Here is an 18,062-nt window from a genome sequence, read left to right as displayed (position 1 = left end):
CCAACTGAACTACCGGATCAGTCTGTTTTTTTTATTTATAATTTTCGATCGATCTAAAATAGAAAAAGAAATAGATGCGATCCGGACGGGACTCGAACCCGCGACCACTTGCGTGACAGGCAAGTATTCTAACCAACTGAACTACCGGATCAGAAAATTATAAATTGATATATTTTTTATGAATTTTTATAAAAAATTGCGATCCGGACGGGACTCGAACCCGCGACCACTTGCGTGACAGGCAAGTATTCTAACCAACTGAACTACCGGATCAAAATCTGTATCGATTTCGGATTGCAAATATAGGCGGTTTTCTGATAAAACCTAAACTTTTTTCAAAAAAAATCTCGGAAATTTTGCATCCGAGATTCTTTTATTTCAAAATCAGCGATTTAATTTATTATAAAATCGCGTTTAATTTTTCTACTAATTGCTCTTTTGGAACAACTCCAACAACTTTGTCTACTACTTCTCCGTCTTTGAAGAATAAAATTGTAGGAATGTTGCGGATTCCATATTTCGCAGCAACTTCTTGGTTTGTGTCTACATCAACTTTACCAATAACTGCTTTTCCTTGATATTCTGTAGCAAGCTCTTCCACAACTGGACCAACCATTCTACAAGGACCACACCAAACAGCCCAAAAATCAACCATTGCTGGTTTTCCTGACTCTATAATATCTGATGCAAATGATGCGTCTGTTACTTCTAATGCCATAATCTTATATTTTTTTATCTAATCTTAAGTTTACAAATCTACATAAAATTTTATTCTTGAAAAATTTCGTTCATATTATCTATCAATTATTGAATAGATGAAACGAATAATTAATTCAGTTTGAATGTAATTTCCTGCAATTCATCTAATTCTTTCAACAAATCTCGACAAATGTTAATTTTGATTTTACTTGCTGGTAAATCCAAATTGTTCAAATAATCTTTTGGATCAATTAATTGAATTTTTAATAATTTATCTCCTTGATATTTGAACATAATATCTGATAATTTGCTAAATGTTTCTTCCGAAAATTCTGGAACTTCAATCTTCACCGTCATTTTTTCGGCTTGTTTTTCCACAATTTCATTCAACAACAAAATATTTGTGATGTTTTTATACACACGACCTTGTGTTACATTTCCTTCTTTGTCTTTGAATTCTTTTTTCGAGATATTCAATTTCAAATTCAAGAACATATTTTCCTGCATAAAGTGTCTATACTTCATATAATCGCTACCAAAAACCATGATATCCATCGAATCTGTGTAATCGCTAAACGTAAAAATACCAAATTCGTTTCCATTTTTGGCAATTCTATGTTGGATATTTGACATCATTCCACAAATTGAAACTTCTTTGTTGACAAAATTATCTTCATTCGCATTGATATCAGAAATACTACAATTTGAAGCCATTTTCAATTCATGTTTAAAATCATCTAACGGATGCGAAGAAATATAAATTCCAACAACTTCTTTTTCCTTCGACAAACGTTGTAACATATTCCATTTCTCACAATCTGGCAACATAGGAACCACATCTTCTACAACAGAATCTCCTCCAAAATCACCAAATAAAGAAGTTTGAGAAGAGTTTTTTTGCTCCTGATAATTTCCTCCATATTTGATTAATTTCTCCAAATTCGTCGTTGTATTATCGATAAAGAAATAACGTCCACGATGAAATTCAAACGAATCAAAACCTCCAGCCAAAACTAAATTTTCGATTGTTTTTTTGTTCACCGTTCTTAATTCGACACGTTTTACAAAATCGTAAATATCTTTGAATGGACCATTTTCTTCACGTTCCGATATAATTGAATTTACCGCAGCATGTCCAACTCCTTTTACAGCACCCATTCCAAAACGAATTTCATAATTTTCGTTTACGTTAAACTTCGTAATCGATTCGTTGATATCTGGTCCAAGAACCGCCAATCCCATACGTTTACATTCTTCCATAAAGAACGTAACCTGCTTGATATCATTCATATTATTTGAAAGAACAGCCGCCATATATTCGGCAGGATAATGCGCTTTCAGATAAGCCGTTTGGTATGCTACCCACGCATAACATGTTGAGTGCGATTTATTGAAGGCATACGATGCAAAAGCTTCCCAGTCTGTCCAAACTTTTTCTAAAATCTTAGGATCATGCCCTTTTTCTGAAGCTTGTGCAACAAATTTTGGTTTCATTTTATCCAAGACAGCTTTTTGCTTTTTCCCCATTGCTTTACGCAAAACGTCGGCATCACCTTTCGAGAAACCTGCTAATTTTTGCGAAAGCAACATTACTTGCTCCTGATAAACCGTAATTCCGTAGGTTTCTGATAAATATTCTTCCATCGCATCCAAATCGTACTGAATTGGTTCTTCACCATTTTTACGACGAACGAACGACGGAATATATTCGATAGGCCCTGGACGATAAAGGGCATTCATGGCAATTAAATCGGCGAAAACTGTCGGGCGTAAATCCTTCATGTATTTTTGCATTCCAGGTGACTCGTATTGGAAAACCCCAACCGTTTCACCACGCTGGAAAAGCTCATATGTTTTTTCGTCATCAATCGGAATTTCATCCGGATTAATCTCGATTCCTGTTCTCGCTTTTACTAATTTGATGGTATCTTTAATCAAGGTTAAGGTTTTCAAACCCAAAAAGTCCATCTTCAATAATCCGGCACTTTCTGCAACCGAGTTATCAAATTGTGTTACATATAAATCTGAATCTTTTGCCGTTGTTACAGGCACGAAATTCGTGATATCATCTGGCGTAATAATTACCCCACACGCGTGAATTCCCGTGTTACGAACAGAACCTTCTAAGATTTTTGCTTGCTGAATAGTTTCCGCAGCTAAATCGTCTCCATTCGATAAACGTTTTAATTCGCTTACCGCATCAAATTCTTCTGGTTTTAAGGCTCCTTTTAATGCAGCTTCATCTAAATTGAAGATTTTAGATAACTTCATATTCGGAATCAAACCTGCAACACGGTTCGCATCAAACAATGGTAAATCTAATACACGCGCCGTATCTTTTATCGAAGATTTCGCTGCCATTGTACCATACGTAATGATTTGCGCTACTTGATTTGCACCATATTTATCAATCACATAATCCATTACCAACGATCGACCTTCATCATCAAAGTCGATATCGATATCGGGCATAGATACACGGTCAGGATTTAGGAAACGCTCAAAAAGTAAATCGTACTGAATCGGATCTAAATTGGTAATCCACAAACAATAGGCAACCGCAGAACCAGCCGCAGAACCACGACCAGGGCCAACAGAAACGCCCATTTCACGCGCCGCAGCAATGAAATCTTGTACAATCAAGAAATAACCCGGATAACCCGTTTTCTCAATCGTTGCTAATTCAAAATCTAAACGTTCTTTTATTTCATCTGTTAATTCAGGATAACGTATTTTTGCTCCTTCGTATGTTAAATGTTTCAGATAAGCATTCTCACCACGTTTTCCCCCATCTTCATCATCTTCTGCGTGATGAAACTCTTCTGGAATATCAAATTTAGGAAGTAATACATCACGATAAAGTGTGTATTCTTCTATCTTATCTATGATTTCTTGTATATTAATAATCGCTTCTGGAACATCTTGAAACAATTGTTTCATTTCAGCTTCAGATTTGAAATAATATTCTTGATTTGGCAAACCAAAACGGTATCCACGACCACGACCAATCGGTGTAGATTGCTTTTCTGCATCGCGCACACACAACAAAATATCGTGCGCATTCGAATCGTCTTGATTGATGTAATAGGTATTATTTGTCGCCACAACTTTTACATTGTGTTTACGGGCAAACGCAAGCAAAGTCTGATTAACACGATCTTCATCTTCTTGTCCGTGACGCATTAATTCGATGTAGAAATCTTCGCCAAATTGATCTTTCCACCAAAGTAAGGCTTCTTCAGCTTGCTTTTCACCAAGATTCAAAATTTTATTTGGAACTTCACCTTGTAAATTTCCAGACAAAACAATTAAATCTTCTTTATATTCTTCGATAATCGCTTTATCAATTCGAGGCACATAATAAAAACCATCTGTATATGCCTTCGACGCCATTTTTGCTAAATGATGATAACCATTTTTATTCTTTGCAAAAACAACAATTTGATATCCGTTATCTTTTTTAGATTTGTCTAAATGATTCTCACACACAAAAAATTCTGTACCAATAATTGGCGTAATCAATACTTCCGTTGGTTCTTTTCCTTCTTCAATTAATTCTGCATTCTTTTCTTTTGCTGCTTTGTTGTGATTCTGAACTGCCGCATTGAAATGGAACGCACACATCATATTTCCATGATCGGTAATTGCAACTGCAGGCATTTTATTCTTTGCTGCAGCGCTCACCAAATCGTTGACAGAAATCGTTGATTGTAAAATCGAAAATTGCGTGTGATTGTGTAAATGTGCAAATTTTGCTTTTTCAAACTGCGCTAAAACTTCTTCCGAAATTTCAACTACCTCATCACCTCCATCTTCTTTGGCTTTAATTTTCGCAATTTCTTCCGAAGCCTTTTTAAGATTGACGTGATTTAGTCCAACTGGCTGAATATTTGTTTCATTAATTTCATTAAATCGAACAAAATAATCATCCTCAACTTCTAACTCGTTTTTTGTAAAAATACCTTTACGAATCAACTCGAAAAAACAACGCGTAGTCGCTTCCACATCGGCAGTTGCATTATGCGCTTCGCCAAATGGAACACCAAAAAGATATTGATGCAACTCCGTTAACGTTGGTAATTTGTAACGACCACCACGACCACCAGGAAGTTTCAATAACTCGGCAGTCACCTCGGTACAGGTATCTAAAACAGGTTTTTCAGCTAAATTATTTTCATAATTCAGACGATAAAATTCGGCTCCCATAATGTTAATATCGAAACCTAAATTTTGTCCAACAATGAATTTAGCTTTACCTAAAACTTCGTTGAATTTATCTAAAACTTCTTTTAATGGAACACCTTTTTCGGTTGCCAAATCAGTCGAAATTCCGTGAATACGCTCAGAATCATACGGAATATCAAAACCATCTGGACGAACCAAATAATCTTGATGTTCAATAATTTGTCCCATTTCATCGTGCAATTGCCAAGCGATTTGTATACAACGCGGCCAGTTGTCGGAGTCAGAAATCGGCGCATTCCAATCTTTCGGAAGACCAGTTGTCTCTGTATCGTATATTAAGTACATTGAGTTTTCGTTTGAATCTGTAAATTTACGAAATCTTAGCAGAAGATTTTCTTAAGATAAGTTAAGAAAGTTTTTATAGAAAATGTAATTTTATTAAAAGATATATATCCAATATGTTTTACGTTTATACTATTGCAATACCACTTTTGATTATTTTGTCTTTTTATTTCGTTGAACGAAAAATATTCAAAATAAATAACCTTCTCATTTTAGTTTTTTTATTCTGGCTTTACTTGATTAGCTTATTTTTTTTACAATATTTTAAAATTTTAGATGATTTTTGGATTTTATATTCTATTTTTTTCTTCTTGTTTTCAATCACTATTATTGTATTAATTATAAAAATTGTAATGATTATTCTAAATAATTTTAAAAAATAAATGAGACAAAAACTAATTTATATACTCTATTGGGCTGTAATTTTTACAGTTTCAATATCAATGTTTGTGTATGGGATTTTAAAACCAGCTCAATTCACAAATATGGATAACAACATTAATAATCATCTTTCTGAAGGTCATCGATTGATGTGGAATTTTTATAGTTTTACTAAAGGTTATCCAATAATCATCGGAATTTTTGAAGTGATCGGTGCAATTACTTTACTTTTTAGAAGGACAAGAATTTTTGCATGTTTGTTATTAACTACAATTTTAGTCAATATTATTCTACAAGATTATTTCTATGAAATTGTTGCGCTAAATTCTTCTATTTATTATCAAGTTTTGATCTTTGTTATCTTAATTATTGACCGAGAAAGAGTGATTGAAATTTTTTCTAAACTATTTGAATTAAAAACTAAACTAAAACCAAACTGGATTTTAATCCTTATAAGTTTTATACTTGCAATTGGTTTTAAATTTATTGAAACAAAAGTTTTATAACCAAAAAAGATGAACTTAATTCAGTTCATCTTTTTCTAAAATTTCTTCCGATTCAAAACTCATTTTAAGTTTGATGAGTTCATCTTTTATATTTTCTAATCGCTTCACAACATCTATTTCATCTGTCGTTGTCGCAATTCCTTTTTTACCAATCGCTTGTTTTGCGCCTTCTAACGTATAGCCTTTTATTTTAACCAAATAATAGATGTTCTTGAAACAATCAATATCATTTTTGGTAAATAATCGATTTCCTTTTTTGTTCTTTTTGGGTTGAATAATTTCAAATTCTTTTTCCCAAAATCGAATCAACGATGCGTTTACATCAAAGGCTTTGGCGACTTCGCCAATCGAGTAATATAGTTTATCAGGCAGGTCTACGTTCATTATCAGCGTTTAATCCAAAGATAATGACAATTTTTTAGAGTTTTGATAAATTTTAATGAAATCGTCTGGATCAACATCATTGTAGAAATACATAATCGGATCCACAGGTTCTCCATTCTTGTGAATTTCGTAATGCAAATGTGCTCCTGTCGACAATCCCGTCGAACCAACATAACCAATTACATCACCTCTTTTCACTTTTTGTCCACTACGAACTTTCGCGCGAGACATGTGAGCATACAAACTTTCGTAACCGTTTCCGTGTTTCAAGACCACCATATTTCCATAGCCCGAATTAAATTCAGAAACTTTTACAGAACCATCTCCAGTTGCATAGATTGGTGTTCCTGTAGATGCAGCAAAATCTAAACCTTTGTGCATTTTATTCACTTTCAAGATTGGATGAAAACGAGATCCATAACCAGAAGCTAATCTACTTACATATTTATCTGCAACAGGTTTTAGAACTGGCATTGATGATAAATTAGCATCTTTTACACCAGCCGAACGAAACACTTCGTCCAACGATTTTGATTCAGTTTCGATTTTATCGATTAATTTTTCAATATCTTCTGCTGTATAATTATCAATTTCTTTGTTTACAGAATCGATATTTTCATTGACACGCATATCATAAATTGTACGATAAATATTGCGATCTTTTTCTTCGATTTCTGTCAAAGCTTCTTCAACTTCTTTGAATTTTTTATGTAATTGCTGATTTTCATTTTCCATTCTTTCCAACTCAGCCAATAATTTGCTTTTGTCGTCTTTGAATTTTCCTGCTCTCGAAGCATATTCAGAATCATTAAAATGATATCCAATCATTCCAGCAGATATTGTCGATAGACATAAAAATAGTAATACGTATAACGCTGTTTTAGGAGTTTTTTGGACTCTTTTCTTCGCCCAACTCATCAAAAATTTCACAGAATTATACTTATAGTTTTTATTTTCCATTACTTAACCAACCTTTTATTATCTTTGTAAAACGTTTGCAAAGTAACGAATATTGTACGAGTAAACTTGTTAATCAAATGATAAAAATAATTTAATTAAATGAAATCCAAAGATATAAGAAAAGAATTTCTGCATTTTTTTGAGACAAAAGGCCACTTAATAGTAGACTCAGCGCCGATTGTTTTGAAAGACGATCCGACATTAATGTTCAATAATTCGGGGATGGCACAATTCAAAGAATATTTTTTAGGAAACGGAACTCCAAAAAGTAATCGTATCGCGGATACACAAAAATGTCTTCGTGTTTCTGGTAAACATAATGATTTGGATGATGTAGGAAAAGATACTTACCACCACACGATGTTCGAAATGTTAGGAAACTGGTCTTTTGGTGATTATTTCAAAAAAGAAGCAATCGCTTGGGCATGGGAATTACTAACAGAAAAATACGGAATCTCTAAAGATCAAATTTATGTAACCGTTTTTGAAGGTGATAAAGGTGACGGAACATCATTAGATGAAGAAGCATTAGAACTTTGGAAACAACATATTGCGGAAGACAGAATTCTTTACGGAAATAAAAAAGATAATTTCTGGGAAATGGGAGATATCGGACCATGTGGACCATGTTCTGAAATCCACGTAGATATTCGTCCAGAAACTGATCGTTTAGCCGTTGATGGTAAAACATTGGTTAATATGGATCATCCACAAGTTATCGAAATTTGGAACTTGGTATTTATGCAATATCAACGTAAAGCGGATGGTTCTTTAGAATCTTTACCGGCTCGCCATATCGATACAGGTATGGGATTTGAGCGTTTGGCAATGGTTTTACAAGGAAAATCATCTAACTATGATACAGATGTTTTTCAACCAACAATTCAAAAATTAGAAGAAATTTCTGGTGTAAAATACGGAACAGCAGAAAAAACAGATATCGCGATTCGTGTTGTAGTTGACCATTTACGTGCAGTTTCTTTTGCAATTGCAGACGGACAATTACCATCAAACACAGGAGCAGGATATGTAATTCGTCGTATTTTACGTCGTGCAATTTCTTACGGATATCGTTTCTTAGGTCTTAAAGAACCTTTTATCTATAAATTATATCCAATCTTGAAAGCTGAAATGGGCGATTTCTTCCCAGAATTAGTGAAACAAGAAACAATTGTAACTGGCGTTATTCGCGAAGAAGAAGCATCTTTCTTACGTACAATTGAACAAGGATTAAACCGATTAAATCAAATCATCGAGCAATTAGGAGATTCTAAAGTTGTTCCTGGTGATGTGATTTTCGAATTATATGACACATTCGGTTTCCCTGCAGATTTATCTCGTATTGTAGCAGAAGATCACGGTTTCGCAATTGATGAAGCTGGTTTTGAGGCTGAAATGGCGAAACAAAAAGAACGTTCTAAAAAAGCAACTGCTTTGGTGACGGATGACTGGGTTATTTTAGATGATAAAGGAAACGAAATTTCTATCGCTTATGATAACACAGAAGCTGAAGTAAAAATTACACGTTACAGAAAAGTAAAAAATAAAAAAGGAGATTTTTTCCAATTGGTATTCAACCAAACACCATTCTATGCAGAATCTGGAGGACAAATTGGTGATACAGGATCTATTTCTACTTTGAATGAAACAATTGAAGTTGTTGACACGAAAAAAGAAAACAACTTAGTAATTCATTTTGTTGAAACTTTACCAGAAAATGTAAACGCTACATTCAATGCGAAAGTTGACACAGAAAAACGTAACGAGACAACGAAAAATCACTCTGCAACACACTTAATGCACGAAGCATTACGCGAAGTTTTAGGAACTCACGTAGAACAAAAAGGTTCTTATGTGGGAGATGATTATTTACGTTTTGACTTTTCTCATTTCTCTAAAATGACAGATGAAGAATTGGCAATTGTTGAGCAAAAAGTAAACGATAAAATTGCAGAAGCTTTACCATTAATCGAAAAAAGAGATTGTGATATCAACGAAGCTATCGCTGAAGGCGCAATGGCTTTATTTGGTGAAAAATATGGTGATAAAGTTCGTGTTATTCGTTTCGGATCTTCTATCGAATTATGTGGTGGTACGCACGTAAAAAACACAGCGGATATTCGTTTGTTCAGAATTTTATCTGAATCTTCGACTGCAGCAGGTATTCGTCGTATCGAAGCAATTACATCAAACAAAGCAATCGAAGCATACAAAGATGCGGAGAAAAACTACAATGATGTTTTGGCTGCACTTAAAACGAAAAATGATGCGGTAAAAGCGGTTCAACATTTATTAGATGAAAATGCAGAATTGAAAAAGCAATTAGAATCTTTTGTTGCGCAACAAGCTGCTGCTGAAAAAGCGACTTGGAAAGCTGCGATTAAAGAAATTAATGGTGTTAATTTCTTAGCGGTTAAAACGAATTTAGATACAAATGCCGCAAAACAAAATGCAATTGATTTAACAAAAGAAATCGAAAATGCATTTATAGTTGTTGGTACGAATGATGCAGTAAAACCATCGATTACAATTTCTATCGCAAAAAACCTTGTAGATGAAAAAGGTTATAACGCAGGACAAATTGTAAAAGAAATCGCGAAGCACATCAATGGCGGCGGAGGTGGACAAGCTTTCTTAGCTACAGCAGGTGGTAAAGAGGTTTCTGGTTTAGATGCTGCACTAAAACAAGCAGAAGATTTTGTTAAATAACAAATCTCAATCATAATACTTCAAAAGCGACTTGATAAATCAAGTCGCTTTTTTTATTTTTATAACTCTATTTAGAATTAACACTTTTAACTTTTTTATCTTGAAAGACATCAAATTATTGATTGCCGTAAGCATCGTTGCTATTGTTTGGGGAACAACTTTTCTTGGCATTCGTGTAGCTGTAGAAACCATTCCTGGTTGGTTTGTAGCTGGAATTCGTCAATTTTTGGCAGGAATTATTATGCTAATTATTTTACTTTCGAAAAAAGAATTAAAATGGATTGGCTGGAAAAATTTGTCTTATCAACTTATATTTTCAAGTTTGATGTTAATCGCTGCAAATGGTTTGACTACTGTTGCTGAAGAAAATTTATCGAGTAGTTTAGCTGCATTGATTAGTGCAACCTCACCTATTCTCGTTTTTTTAGGAAGTATTTTTATTGGTTTACAAAAATTCAGTTACCGCGGATTATTAGGCGTTTTACTTTGTTTTGGGGGTGTAATATTTATTTTTTGGGACGGAATTCAAGAATTAGCAAATCCAGCATATAGAACTGGAATTATTTTACTTTTTTGTGCAATTACAGGTTGGGCAACAGGAACTATTTTTACAAAAAAAATGAATATTCAATCCAAAAATATTTCTCTCAATCTTTTTTACCAATTTATATTTGCTGGAATTGTACAAATTATTTTTGCTTTAGCTTTTACAGAAAATTATAATTTCGAGAATTGGAGTACAAAAAGTATTTCTGCCATGCTTTATTTAGCTGTTTTTGGTTCTGTGATTACGTTTTTTTCATTTCATTATGCATTGACCAAAATTTCGCCGATACAAGTTTCTATTCTTTCTTATTTCAATACAATTATTGCAATTATTTTGGGTTGGTTAATTCTTGACGAACAGATTTCATCGAAATTTATTGTCGCTACAATTCTAATTATTCTTGGCGTTTTTATTATTAATTATAAGCCAGAAATGTTCAAAACTAAACGTTTAAAAACAGATTAAGAGTTGCGTAATAAAATTTATTTTAATATTTTTAACAGAATTTAACAACCTAATTTTATGATCGACTGGTACAAAAAAGTAGTTTTCGAAAACTACGCTAACTTCTCGGGAAGAGCCCGCAGAAGCGAATATTGGTATTATACATTATGTAATGTTATCATTTCATTTGTAATGTATATTCTAGTTATTATCTCTGTAGCTATTGGAAGCGACGGAGAAAGTCCTGGAATTTTATTTTACTTAATTTATGGAATTTTGATGTTGTATGCATTAGCAACTTTTATTCCTTCTTTAGCAGTTGTTGTAAGACGATTACACGACACAGGAAAAAGTGGTTGGTATTATTTAATTGGTTTAATTCCTCTTGTGGGAGCTATCTTAGTAATAATAGCATTAGTTACAGATAGCCAACCAGGTTCTAATCAATGGGGACCAAACCCAAAAGAAACTGATGATTCTATCAACGAAATAGGAAACGATTTAATCGAAAGATATTAAAATTAAAAAGCGAGATTAATTCTCGCTTTTTAATTGGATTAATTTTATCCATTGTTTTAGATTATATCGCCTAAAAATTCCCAAATAACGTTGATTAAAAGAGTTCACCCAAATCGAATTGTCTTCACAATAAATTACAACTGTTTCGATATAATCTCTTCTTCGGTAATTGTATTTATAAAAAATATTTCGTTCTGAATATTCAAAAAGAAACAAACCTTGTTCATCCAACGATTGCGTAAAATTATGTTGACGCTGCGCTAATTCTTTGATTAAATTAATATTCTCACTCAACGATTTTGATGTTTTAATTTCTACAAAAAATCTATCATTAATTGTCGTTATTATTCGGATTCCAAAAATTACAATCATTGAAATAAAAATAATATTGATTTCACTTGATGCATAAGCAAAAAACGAAACAAGTAAAAGCATCCAACCTAAATCTAAATAATTCCAAATTTCGAAAGGCAGAAAATATTTATCACCAACCTTTTTGAGCTTCGTTTTATGATGAAATGTGGAAAGATTATTTGTATTCATAATTTTGGATTTACTTTAAAAATAAGAAATATTATCGAATTAGAATAATCGTAAATGAATAACAATTAGTGCATTTTATTAAAACAAGAAATTTTAATCATAAAACGTAAACATTCGAATCATTTTTGTAATTTTGCACCTCAAAAATTAAGTAATAAATACAATTCAATAAAATGGCAAACATTACATTCACAATGATTAAGCCTGATGCAGTAGCAAAAGGACACATCGGAGATATTTTAAAAGACATTACTGACGCTGGTTTCAAAATCAAAGCGGCTAAAATGACTCAATTAGCAAAACAAGATGCTGAAGCATTTTACGCTATCCACGCAGAGCGTCCTTTCTTCAAGGATTTAGTAGAATTCATGACTTCTGGACCAATCGTTGCTGCAGTTTTAGAAAAAGACAACGCAGTTGCTGATTTCCGTACTTTAATCGGTGCTACTAACCCAGCTGAGGCTGCAGAAGGTACAATCCGTGCTAAATACGCTGAATCTATCGATGCTAACGCTGTTCACGGTTCTGATTCTGACGAAAATGCTGCTATTGAAGCTGCTTTCCACTTTGCTGCGAAAGAAATTTTCTAATCGAATAAGATTACAAAACATTATATAAATCCTTCTGAAAATATTCGGAAGGATTTTTTTTGGCTTAAAATTTACTTACCTTTAAATCAAATTCTAAAAAATGAAAAAAATAATTTTAGCCACATTTACAATCGCAGCTTTCGTTGTGTCAAGTTGTAAAAGCGAAACAGAACCTGTAAAAAATGAAGTAGAAAATGTAGAAGATTCAGTAAAAGTTGAAGCAAAAACTGCCGAAGAATCTATTCAATACGAAGGAGCTTACAAAGGAATTTTGCCTTGTTACGAGAAAGATTGCAAAGAGGTTGAAATGGAAATAAAATTATTACCAAACAAAGGATATGTCTATTCTACAAAACGCTTGGGGTTAGATAAAATGGCTATTATGACGACTGGAACTTTTCAGTTTAAAGAAGATGGAAATACAATTGTTTTTCCTGAAATTGCCAATGTTCCGAATGCTTTTTTGGTTGAAGAAGGAAAAATTATTCAGTTAGATAAAAATCAAAAGAAAATCGAATCGGCTGATTCTACAAAATTTATTTTGACAAAAGAAAAATAGATAAAAAAGGTTTCGTAATGAAACCTTTTTCACTTTCTATCAAATATTTCAATTAGAATTTCACTAATTCTTTATATAGCTTATGTGTAGGAAGTCCCATTACATTGAAATAACTTCCATTCATATTGTCCACACCTATGTAACCAATCCATTCCTGAACGCCGTAAGCACCCGCTTTATCGAAAGGTTTGTAATTATCGATATAGAAATATATTTCTTCGTCCGTTAAATCTGCGAAAGTCACTTGTGTTTCGTCTGAAAAGGTAACTTCTTTCACTAAAGAACGAATCGTAACCGATGTATAAACAGAATGTGTTTTTCCGCTTAATTTTTTAATCATTTCGTACGCTTCTTCTCTATTCGAAGCTTTTTCTAACGATTCATCATCTACCCAAACAGTTGTATCCGATGTTATAATCAAATCATTTGGTTGAATATCCGTATAAGCTTTTGCTTTTTTAGCGGAAAGATATTCGGTGATTTGTTCTTTCTTGAATTCGTTGCGATCAAATGTTTCGTCAATATCCAATGAAATTGTCGAAAATTGTAATCCTAATCCAGCCAAAAGTTCTTTTCTTCTTGGCGATTGTGATGCCAAAATGATATTGGTATCTTTTAATTTTTCTGTTAATAACATTTCAAATTCTTTTATACAGAAGCTACTTCTTCTGCATTATACCATTTGTTCTGAACTTTCAAGATTTGTTCTAATAAATCGCGAACACAACCTTTTCCTCCGTTTTCTGGTGAAATATATTCCGACGCTTTGCGGACATCCATACACGCATCGTTTGGACAAGCAGATAACCCTACTAAATTCATCACAGCTAAATCTGGATAATCATCGCCCATATACGCAATTTCATCAGGATCTAATCCATAAGAAAAAAGTAAATCTTCAAAAGCTTCTACTTTATCACGTTTGTTCACGTAAATATCTGTTAAGCCTAAATATTTTAAACGATTCACAACAGCTTCATCTCTTCCGCCTGTAATCACCGCAATTCGTATTCCTTGTTTGACGGCTAATTGCATTGCATAACCATCGCGCGTATTCATTGTTCTCACCATTTCGCCAGTTGGTAATAAAATTAAATTTCCATCTGTCAAAACTCCATCTACATCTAAAATAACGGTTTTAATGTTATTTAGTTTTTCTTTATAACTTATCATTTTTCGTAAACTCGTTTGATTGAATCTGTCAATATTTGGTAAATCTGTAATAATCTCGAATCATCTTGTAAGGCCTCTAAATGACGATCAATAATCACTTGATCTCCACGTTTTGCTGGACCAGTTTGCGCATCTTTTGGACTCATTTCGATCACTTTATTTGCTGTTTCCTGTATAAGAGGCAACAAAACATCGAATGGAACATTGTTTTGTTCACAAATATTTCCAGCGATATAATATAAATGATTGACAAAATTATTTGCCCAAACACCTGTCATATGCACTTGCATTCTACTTGCAAAATTTAGTTCATGAACTTCGTTTGAAATACGATTTCCTAATTCATTCAGTTTTTTCAAATCTTCAGAATTTTCCGCCTCGATGAAAAATGGAATATTATCATAACGCATTGTTCTTTCTTTGGAAAAAGTTTGCAATGGATAAAAAACGCCTTTTCGGTAATCGCCTTTCAGAACAGACATTGGAGACGAACCAGAAGTATGAACGACCAAAACATCATCATACGGAATATAATGAGAAAACTCTTCGATTCCAGAATCAGCACTCGCAATAATATAAATGTCTGCTTTTTCTATTTCAGAAATTTTATCGGTATACGAAATTCTATTTGCTTCCCCGATTTCTCTAGCGTGTTCTAATGTTCTATTGAAAATTTGTCGAACATTGCAAGTGTTTTCGATTAATGCACGAGTTAAGTGAAACGCAACATTTCCCGCACCTAATATGACAATTGAACTCAATGTTTTAGCAATTTTTTGATTAATATTAATTGAATGATAAATGTAAGTTTTTCAGTCGAGGAAAAAAATTTTTAAAAAAAATTAAAAATTCTTGTAACATTTTGAAAGTTGTTGCGTCTTATTAGTAAAATCATCCAACAATTAGGTTTACGTATTATGCAAAACATAGTACTTGAAAAATTAAAAAAAAGTTTAAATATTTTGTAACAAAACATTTTTTTAAACGTCTAATTAGGAAAAGTACGGACAATTCTTACTATGTATTATGTAAAACATAGTACTATTAAAAATATTAACTATGAGATTAAACAAATTTACTTTAGCTATTCTTTTCTCCGTTTGCTCTATTTACGGATTCTCGCAGGAACAACATCCTGTGAAAGGAAAGATTGAAAATGCAAAAAATGAAGCGGTTGGTATGGCTGCAATTCAGATTTATAAAGCAGATTCAAAAGAATTATTCGATGAAGTCTATGCGAACGCAGACGGAACATTCGAGATTCCAGATTTGGAAGACGGAAATTATCGTTTGGTGATTACAGAATTTGGATATCAACAATCTGTAACAACTGCAGAAGTAAAAGGAGGTGAGTTAAATTTAGGTAATATCATTTTACAAGCTGCAAAGACTGAAACCGTAGAATTAAAAGGTGCTTTTGTACGTGCAGAAGTTTCTCAATATCGCAACGAAATAGATAAACGTGTTGTTGAAGTAGGAAATGATTTGATTTCTTCTGGAGCGGATGCTGCTGCGGTTTTGAATAACATTCCGTCTGTAAATGTAGATCAACAAACAGGAGAATTATCATTACGTGGAAATGAAAATGTAAAAATTTATATTGACGGAAAACCTTCATCATTATCTGCATCGCAAGTATTGAAGCAAATTCCTTCGAATCAAATTCAGCGTGTAGAAATCATCACAAATCCTTCTGCAAAATATGAAGCGGATGGAAAATCTGGAATCATCAATATTGTGATGGTAAAAGGAAAGAAAAAAGGATACAATGTTGCGTTGAGTACAGGTTATGAGCAAGGAAAGAAAAGTCGTTTCAATAATTCGTTAACAGCAAATGTAAATACAGGTTCTTTCAACTTTTTTGGAAATTATAGTTACAATAAACGTCCGAGTGAATTTCATGGTTCTTTAAATAATTTTGACACAAATTTCAAAAGTGCAATTGATATTTTAAACAACGATGAAAGCCAAGCAGGTAAAATTGGTTTCGACTGGTTTATCAACGACAAGACAGCTTTAACGGTTTATACAAATCAATGGTTTGGAAAAGGAACAGGACTGATTGGATCGGATATGGTGAATACCAAAACGCAAGAGTTTTATCCTAATAATTCAAATTTTGATGGAGATTGGAGAAGTCAAGATTATAGTTTGAATTTCAAACGTGATTTTGACAAAGTAGATCACAACATTGTTTTAGACGCATTTTACTCGAGAGCTAAAAGTGTAGATTTACGAAACATGCATAATTTTTATCCAGAAGAAGTAAAGTATTATGAAGATCGTGATGACAGAACAAATAACATTCGTGTTAATTTAGATTATACAAACCAAATCAAAGATGGTGGAAAAATAGAGGCTGGATTACAATTTAGACAAGAAAAAAATGATAATATTTTATTAACTGACCGAAGATTAGTTGTAAATGGTTTTCTGTATGATCCAAGTACAGATTTTAATTTTACAAGAGATTTCTTTTCTGCATATGTAAATTATGGTCAGAAATTCGGGAAGTTTGGAATGCAATTAGGTTTACGTGCAGAACAGTTTAAAGACAAAGGTGATTTCGTTGTTAATGTAAATGAAGAAGGAAAAATAGAACAAGATAAATTAGATTTCTTTCCATCAGCTTTCTTAACATATGATGTGACAGAAAAAGGTCAAGTCTCATTAAATTATAGCCGTAGAATTGATCGTCCAGGAATTGGACAATTATCTCCAGTGCCAGAATGGTCTACACCAATGATGTCAAGTATCGGAAGTCCAACATTAAGACCAGAATATACAGATAATTTCGAAGTTGGATATTTACAACGAATTGGTAAAAATTCTATTTCTGCGAATGTGTTTTACAGACATATTAAAGATAATATCTTCAGAAATGTGTTAAAAAATGAAGCAGTTTATGGTGCGTATATTCAAAATTATGAAAACTATGATAAAGTAGATGCATATGGTTTTGAATTAGCATTTAATCTTACTCCTACAAAATGGTGGTCATCTAATATTAGTGGAGATTATACGCATAACACAATGTTTGTTCGACAAAATGATGAATTAGTTGAAATGGATGCCAATCGTCTAACATCTCGCATGAACAATACATTCAAAGTTTCGAAAGCTATCAGTTTACAACATTTCTTTATGTATCAAGGTAAATACAAATTTATCCAAGGAGAAATGCGCGATATGTGGCGTATGGATTTAGGAGCGCGTTACACATTTATGGGTGGAAAAGCAAGTTTGAGTGCACGTGTAAGTGATATTTTTAGAACATTTTATGGACGTTTAGAAATGTATAATCCAGATAGAGCAACAGGGAAGTTCCGTTGGGAAGCACACACAATGAACATCGGATTTACGTATAATTTCGGTGGTAAAGTACGAAATCGTGCAGAAGCTCAACAAAACAAATCTGAGCAATCAGGAGGAGTTGGTTTCTAATAAATAAAGAACATTCTTCATTTATTTAAATATTCTTAAAACTAAAAAGAGTTCCAATATTTTTTGGAACTCTTTTT

The 18,062-nt window shown here is 32.9% G+C and carries 15 protein-coding genes and 2 tRNA genes; 7 read left to right on the top strand and 10 right to left on the bottom strand.

Translation table 11 applies throughout. The features are described from left to right. Positions 1-77: 77 nt before the first annotated feature. The 4 genes from B4A23_RS12805 to dnaE form a co-directional block, all read right to left on the bottom strand. Positions 78-151, bottom strand: a tRNA-Asp gene (locus tag B4A23_RS12805). A 48-nt stretch (positions 152-199) separates the two neighbouring features. Further along, positions 200-273 (bottom strand) — tRNA-Asp (locus B4A23_RS12800). A 127-nt stretch (positions 274-400) separates the two neighbouring features. Then, on the bottom strand, positions 401-718 hold the full coding sequence (gene trxA / locus B4A23_RS12795; RefSeq protein WP_038331009.1) for a thioredoxin: 318 nt from the start codon (positions 716-718) through the stop codon (positions 401-403). A 110-nt stretch (positions 719-828) separates the two neighbouring features. Further along, entirely contained in the window at positions 829-5,229 is a 4,401-nt protein-coding gene (dnaE, locus tag B4A23_RS12790; RefSeq protein ID WP_291120600.1) for a DNA polymerase III subunit alpha, read from the bottom strand. Positions 5,230-5,609: 380 nt separating this feature from the next. Between dnaE and B4A23_RS12785 the strand changes: the two genes are divergently transcribed. Then, positions 5,610-6,113: a hypothetical protein gene (locus B4A23_RS12785; RefSeq protein WP_291120598.1), complete on the top strand. Its 504-nt coding sequence runs from the start codon at positions 5,610-5,612 to the stop codon at positions 6,111-6,113. A gap of 15 nt (positions 6,114-6,128) precedes the next feature. Here the strand turns inward: B4A23_RS12785 and B4A23_RS12780 are convergent, their stop codons facing one another. Both B4A23_RS12780 and B4A23_RS12775 read right to left on the bottom strand, forming a co-directional pair. Further along, positions 6,129-6,497: a MerR family transcriptional regulator gene (locus B4A23_RS12780; protein WP_038331000.1), complete on the bottom strand. Its 369-nt coding sequence runs from the start codon at positions 6,495-6,497 to the stop codon at positions 6,129-6,131. Positions 6,498-6,506: 9 nt separating this feature from the next. Then, a complete protein-coding gene (locus B4A23_RS12775; protein ID WP_291120596.1) occupies positions 6,507-7,457 on the bottom strand; it encodes a M23 family metallopeptidase in 951 nt (316 codons plus the stop codon). Between the two features lie 99 nt (positions 7,458-7,556). On the opposite strand from B4A23_RS12775, the gene alaS reads away from it, so the two are divergent. From alaS to B4A23_RS12760, 3 genes are all read left to right on the top strand, one after another. Next, complete coding sequence (gene alaS / locus B4A23_RS12770) at positions 7,557-10,166, top strand: alanine--tRNA ligase (RefSeq protein WP_291120593.1); 2,610 nt, start codon at positions 7,557-7,559, stop codon at positions 10,164-10,166. A gap of 100 nt (positions 10,167-10,266) precedes the next feature. After that, complete coding sequence (locus B4A23_RS12765; RefSeq protein ID WP_291120591.1) at positions 10,267-11,178, top strand: DMT family transporter; 912 nt, start codon at positions 10,267-10,269, stop codon at positions 11,176-11,178. A 57-nt stretch (positions 11,179-11,235) separates the two neighbouring features. Next, positions 11,236-11,676, top strand: a complete 441-nt coding sequence (locus B4A23_RS12760) for a DUF805 domain-containing protein (RefSeq protein WP_286512350.1) — start codon at positions 11,236-11,238, stop codon at positions 11,674-11,676. A gap of 15 nt (positions 11,677-11,691) precedes the next feature. Here B4A23_RS12760 and B4A23_RS12755 read toward each other — a convergent pair whose 3' ends face one another. Then, the gene (locus B4A23_RS12755; RefSeq protein ID WP_291120588.1) at positions 11,692-12,219 is read right to left on the bottom strand and encodes a hypothetical protein; all 528 of its coding nucleotides are present in this window, start codon (positions 12,217-12,219) and stop codon (positions 11,692-11,694) included. A gap of 173 nt (positions 12,220-12,392) precedes the next feature. On the opposite strand from B4A23_RS12755, the gene B4A23_RS12750 reads away from it, so the two are divergent. Both B4A23_RS12750 and B4A23_RS12745 read left to right on the top strand, forming a co-directional pair. Beyond that, positions 12,393-12,809 carry a nucleoside-diphosphate kinase gene (locus B4A23_RS12750; RefSeq protein ID WP_038330990.1) on the top strand — a complete coding sequence of 139 codons (417 nt, stop codon included), beginning with the start codon at positions 12,393-12,395 and terminating at the stop codon, positions 12,807-12,809. A gap of 100 nt (positions 12,810-12,909) precedes the next feature. Continuing rightward, positions 12,910-13,368 carry a copper resistance protein NlpE gene (locus B4A23_RS12745; protein ID WP_291120586.1) on the top strand — a complete coding sequence of 153 codons (459 nt, stop codon included), beginning with the start codon at positions 12,910-12,912 and terminating at the stop codon, positions 13,366-13,368. A gap of 52 nt (positions 13,369-13,420) precedes the next feature. Here B4A23_RS12745 and B4A23_RS12740 read toward each other — a convergent pair whose 3' ends face one another. The 3 genes from B4A23_RS12740 to B4A23_RS12730 are packed head-to-tail and all read right to left on the bottom strand — an operon-like array spanning position 13,421 to position 15,302. Continuing rightward, positions 13,421-14,005 carry a Maf family nucleotide pyrophosphatase gene (locus B4A23_RS12740; protein WP_291120584.1) on the bottom strand — a complete coding sequence of 195 codons (585 nt, stop codon included), beginning with the start codon at positions 14,003-14,005 and terminating at the stop codon, positions 13,421-13,423. An 11-nt stretch (positions 14,006-14,016) separates the two neighbouring features. After that, a complete protein-coding gene (locus B4A23_RS12735) occupies positions 14,017-14,541 on the bottom strand; it encodes a KdsC family phosphatase (protein WP_291120582.1) in 525 nt (174 codons plus the stop codon). Further along, positions 14,538-15,302: a Rossmann-like and DUF2520 domain-containing protein gene (locus B4A23_RS12730; protein WP_038336382.1), complete on the bottom strand. Its 765-nt coding sequence runs from the start codon at positions 15,300-15,302 to the stop codon at positions 14,538-14,540. Before B4A23_RS12730 ends, B4A23_RS12735 begins: the two co-directional genes overlap by 4 nt. A gap of 298 nt (positions 15,303-15,600) precedes the next feature. Here B4A23_RS12730 and B4A23_RS12725 point away from each other — a divergent pair, with 298 nt between their 5' ends. After that, complete coding sequence (locus B4A23_RS12725) at positions 15,601-17,985, top strand: TonB-dependent receptor domain-containing protein (RefSeq protein WP_291120580.1); 2,385 nt, start codon at positions 15,601-15,603, stop codon at positions 17,983-17,985. The last annotated feature ends 77 nt before the right edge of the window (positions 17,986-18,062 follow it).

The sequence above is a fragment of the Empedobacter sp. UBA7248 genome (assembly GCF_002472945.1).
Classification (GTDB): Bacteria; Bacteroidota; Bacteroidia; order Flavobacteriales; family Weeksellaceae; genus Empedobacter; species Empedobacter falsenii_C.
The sequence above is the reverse complement of the archived record's forward strand: the minus strand, read 5'-3'. Positions and strand labels throughout refer to the sequence as shown.